Here is a 3,563-nt window from a genome sequence, read left to right as displayed (position 1 = left end):
CGGTGAGCAGGTCCGCGGTGACGTGCTCGATGCCGTCGGCCGGGCGGCCGCCCCGGCGGCTGAGCACCCGTACGGGATGCCCGGCGTCGCGCAGCAGCGGGGTGACCAGCCGGCCGAGGGTGCCGGTGCCGCCGGTGACCAGGATGGGTGCGGTCATGTCGTCCTCCGTAGGGTGTCGTGGTTCCACCCGCTCGAACCCGGGGGACCGGGAAGTGTGACCGGGAGTGATCGGGGTCACCCGACGTCACACCCCTGGGCGGCTCGGGGTCGGCTCGGTGGGACACCGCGAGGAAGGAACGGGACATGGGCGAGGACAGCTGGCTGGCCGAGCGGTTCGAGCAGCAGCGGCCGCAGCTGCGGGCCGTGGCGTACCGGATGCTCGGCTCGCACGCCGAGGCCGACGACGCCGTGCAGGAGGCGTGGCTGCGGCTGGCCCGTACCGACACCAGCGGCGTGGACAACCTCGCCGCCTGGCTGACCACCGTGGTCGCCCGGGTCTGCCTCAACACCCTGCGGTCCCGCCGGAACCACCCCGAGGAACCTCTCGACGTACGCATGCCCGACCCGGTGGTGCGCACCGAGGAGACCGACGACCCGGCGTACGCGGCGGTCCTGGCCGACTCGGTCGGGCTGGCCATGCTGGTGGTGCTGGACACCCTGACCCCGACCGAGCGGCTCGCGTTCGTGCTGCACGACATGTTCGCCGTGCCCTTCGAGGAGATCGGCGACATGATCGACCGGACGCCCGCCGCGGCCCGGCAGCTGGCCAGCCGGGCCCGGCGCCGGGTGCAGGGTCGGGCCCCGGCGCCCGACCCCGACCTGACCCGACAGCGGGCGGTCGTCGACGCGTTCCTCGCCGCCGCCCGCGACGGCGACTTCGACGGGCTGGTCGCGGTGCTCCACCCCGACGTGGTGCTCCGCGCCGATGGCGGAGCCACCCGCACCCGGCACACCACCGTGCTCACCGGCGCCCGGACCGTGGCCGCGCAGGCCGCCACGTTCGGCCGGTTCTCCCCGTTCGCCCGACCGGTGCTGGTCAACGGCGCGGCCGGCGTCCTGGTCAGCGCGGCCGGCCGCCCGCTGTCCGTGATGGCCTTCACGGTCACCGACGGCCGGATCGCCGCCATCGACGTGATCGCCGACCCGGAGCGGCTGGGCCGACTCGACCTCGCCGGCCTCGACGACTGACGATTCGCCGGCGGCGGCCGAGCGCGGCGTTACGCGGTGACCAGCTCGGCGAACCAGCGCCGGCCGGCCCGGTACACCTCGCGGACGGCCAGCCCGGCCGGCGCGGCCACCTCGGGCACCGCCCGGGTGTCCAGCCGCGCCCAGCGGAAGCTCGGCCCCCGGTGCCGGCCGGAGACCACGTGTGCCTGCCCCTGCCACGTGCCGCTGCCCGGCGGGTCCAGCTCGACCAGGACGCTGCCGCCCGGGCACAGCAGCTGCCGGCACCGCCGTAGCAGCAGCCCCGGGTCGCCGCCGATGCCGATATTGCCGTCCAGCAGCACCACGTGCTGCCACCGGCCCTCCGCCGGCAGCGGGTCGAACAGGTCGCCCCGGACGGCGACCGCCCCGCGCGCCCGGGTCAGCGCCACCGCCCGGGGCGAGACGTCCACCCCGACGGCGGTGAGCCCGGCGCGGGCCAGCGCCTGGGTGAGCCGGCCCGGCCCGCAGCCCAGGTCCAGCGTCGGGCCGGCGCAGCGGGCCACCACCGACGCGGTCGCCGCCTCGGCCGGCCCGTGCCAGCGGTCCACCGGCAGCCGGCTGCGGGTCCCGTCGCCGTGCACGAGCCAGTGCGCGCCGACCTCCCGATGCCGCAGCGCGGTGCCGAAGCCGTCGACGATCACCGCCGGCCCCCGGGCACCAGGGTGCGCCGCAGCGCGGCGACCTCCCGGGCGAAGCGGCCGCCGGGGGCCAGGTCGGCGACCGCGAGGGCGTCGGCCCAGCCGTCCACGTCCCGTAGCCGCGGCAGCGCCCCGACCCGCAGGCCGCGCCCGGCCAGCGCCGCCCAGGTGAGCCGCCCGGTGGCCGGGGTGGACATCGGCACCGTCCGCAGCGCCGCCGCCTGGCGCGGGTCGCGCAGGCCCAGCGCCCACCAGCCGCCGTCGGCGGCCCGGCCCAGCACCCCGTCGACGGCGGGTTCGGCCAGCCGGCGTACGGCCGCGGCCAGTACCGCCGCGGTCAGCTGCGGCGTGTCCATGCCGATCTGCAGCACCGGCCGCCCCGGGTAGGCCGCCGCCACGTCGGCATGGGCATGCGCGAGCCGGGCGGCGAAGTCGTCGCCCCGCTGCGGCAGGACCGGCCAGCCGGCCACCGCGGCGGCGAGGTGCGGGCCGTCCTCGGCGTCGACGAACCGGCCGGCCAGCGCGAGCACCGGGGTGACGCCCGGGGTGGCGGCGACGGCGTCCAGGGTGTCGCCCAGCGCGGCGGCGGCGATCCGGGCCGCCTGCGCCGGGCTGGCGGGCGGGCAGAGTCGGGTCTTCGCCGTCCCGGCCACCGGCGCCTTGGCCACCACCAGCAGGACGGTCACTGTCGACCCTCCACGCTGCGCAGCACGGCGACGAAGTCGCGGGTGGCCCGCAGCGTGCCGCGTACCGAGCCGGACACCTTGGACCGGGTGCCGGCGGCGCGCGGGGCGTACGTGACGTCGCGCTCGTGGATCCGCCAGCCGGCGGCGGCGGCCCGGATCATCAGCTCCAGCGGGTAGCCGAAGGCCCGGTCGGCGACCCCGAGGGCGAGCAGCGCCTCCCGGCGGGCCACCCGGATCGGGCTGAGGTCGCGCAGCGGCACCCCCCGCTGCCGCAGCAGCGCGGCGACCAGCGCGGTGCCGGCCCGGGCGTGCCACGGCCAGACCCCGGCGCGGACCGGCCGGCGCCGGCCCACCGCCAGGTCCGCCGTGCCGCTCGCCACCGGAGCGACCAGCGCGGGCAGCTCACCGGGATCGAACGAACCGTCGGCGTCGAGTACGCAGACCAGTTCCGTCTCGGCGTGCTCGATCCCGGCGTGCACGGCCGCCCCGTAGCCCCGGCGGGGCTCGCGGACCACCCGGGCGCCGTAGCGGGCGGCCACCTCCGGCGAGCCGTCCCGGGAACCGTTGTCCACCACGATCGCCCGGTAACCGGGCGGCAGCGCGGTCAGCACACCCGGCAGGGCGGCGGCCTCGTCCAGGCACGGCAGCACCACGTCGATCTGTGTCGGCATGCCGCCGACGCTAGGCCGGTACGCGCCCGCCCACGCCCCGATCGTGCTTACGGAACCCTTACCGGCCAGCGATTTCTTACCGTCCGGTGACGTGTCGACGGTTTCGTCGACGCCGCGCCCGCGCACGCCGTACCGTCCGGTCGTCATGAGACCCGCACCCACCCTGCCCCGTGCCGCCGCCGCGGACCGGGCCGTGTCCCGGGACCGGGGCGACCTGCTCGTGTTGGCCGTCGAGGCGGCGCTGCTGGTCGCCGCGATCGTGGTCGGGCTGGTGCTCAACCGGCGCGGCGTGGGCCTGCACGCCGACGCCGCTCCGCTCTACGCCACCTGGCGGCCGCACGTCGGCTGGGGCACCCCGGCGG

At 77.8% G+C, this 3,563-nt stretch carries 5 protein-coding genes and 1 pseudogene; 2 read left to right on the top strand and 4 right to left on the bottom strand.

The annotated features are described in order from the left end of the window. Positions 1-157: NAD-dependent epimerase/dehydratase family protein (locus ONA70_RS37095; RefSeq protein WP_406601303.1), on the bottom strand; the 157-nt coding region annotated here is incomplete at its 3' end. Between the two features lie 146 nt (positions 158-303). Between ONA70_RS37095 and sigJ the strand changes: the two genes are divergently transcribed. Then, positions 304-1,188: an RNA polymerase sigma factor SigJ gene (sigJ, locus tag ONA70_RS35315; RefSeq protein ID WP_265010820.1), complete on the top strand. Its 885-nt coding sequence runs from the start codon at positions 304-306 to the stop codon at positions 1,186-1,188. A gap of 29 nt (positions 1,189-1,217) precedes the next feature. Here the strand turns inward: sigJ and ONA70_RS35310 are convergent, their stop codons facing one another. Genes ONA70_RS35310 through ONA70_RS35300 form a run of 3 tightly spaced genes read right to left on the bottom strand, consistent with a single transcriptional unit; the run spans position 1,218 to position 3,201 of the window. Beyond that, entirely contained in the window at positions 1,218-1,847 is a 630-nt protein-coding gene (locus ONA70_RS35310; RefSeq protein WP_406601302.1) for a class I SAM-dependent methyltransferase, read from the bottom strand. Then, positions 1,844-2,530, bottom strand: coding sequence for a TIGR04282 family arsenosugar biosynthesis glycosyltransferase (locus ONA70_RS35305; protein WP_265010819.1), 687 nt, complete (start codon positions 2,528-2,530; stop codon positions 1,844-1,846). Before ONA70_RS35305 ends, ONA70_RS35310 begins: the two co-directional genes overlap by 4 nt. Then, positions 2,527-3,201, bottom strand: coding sequence for a glycosyltransferase family 2 protein (locus ONA70_RS35300; protein WP_265010818.1), 675 nt, complete (start codon positions 3,199-3,201; stop codon positions 2,527-2,529). The genes ONA70_RS35305 and ONA70_RS35300 overlap by 4 nt, the downstream gene beginning before the upstream one ends. A 145-nt stretch (positions 3,202-3,346) precedes the next feature. On the opposite strand from ONA70_RS35300, the pseudogene ONA70_RS35295 reads away from it, so the two are divergent. Further along, a pseudogene (locus ONA70_RS35295) lies at positions 3,347-3,563 on the top strand (hypothetical protein); the annotation flags it as partial.

The organism is Micromonospora yasonensis (assembly GCF_026013475.1).
Classification (GTDB): Bacteria; Actinomycetota; Actinomycetes; order Mycobacteriales; family Micromonosporaceae; genus Micromonospora; species Micromonospora yasonensis.
This window is presented reverse-complemented; position numbering and strand designations above follow the sequence as displayed.